We start from the raw sequence: 443 nt of genomic DNA on the forward strand, positions 1-443 counted from the left end.
GCAGTGCCATGGCCGCGGCCGGGTAGCTGAGCGCCGAGAACAGCACCGCGGCCACCACCCAGCCCCACTGCGCGTGGGCGAAGAGCGTGCCGAACTCGATGTGGGTGAGCTGGGTCAGCAGGTAGTACGCGCCGATCGCGCCCGCGATGAAGCTGATCAGCGTGCGCGGCCGCACCCGCTCCAGCCGGGCCGGTTCGACCGGGGCCTGCGGCCGGATGCGCAGCACCTGGTGGCGGATCTGGGTGAGCAGGTCCTCCTCGCGGGCCTCCTCCACGGCCTCGTCGATGGCCCGCTTCTCCGCGCGTGCCTCGGCCCGCTCCGCCTTCTTGTCCGGCTTGACGGACCTATCCAGCTTGTCGGGCCGCTCGAGCGGCGCCAGGGCGGTCGAGCCGGTGGTTTCCTCGGCCGTCTGCTCCAGACGGGCCTGCTTGTCCTGCCGGGAC

1 pseudogene is annotated in these 443 nt (G+C 72.5%); it reads right to left on the reverse strand.

Features of this window, described 5'->3' with window-relative positions:
* A pseudogene (locus IE249_RS37280) lies at positions 1 to 443 on the reverse strand (TIGR00374 family protein); the annotation flags it as partial.

It is taken from the genome of Streptomyces anandii JCM 4720 (assembly GCF_014650655.1).
Taxonomy (GTDB): Bacteria; Actinomycetota; Actinomycetes; order Streptomycetales; family Streptomycetaceae; genus Streptomyces; species Streptomyces anandii.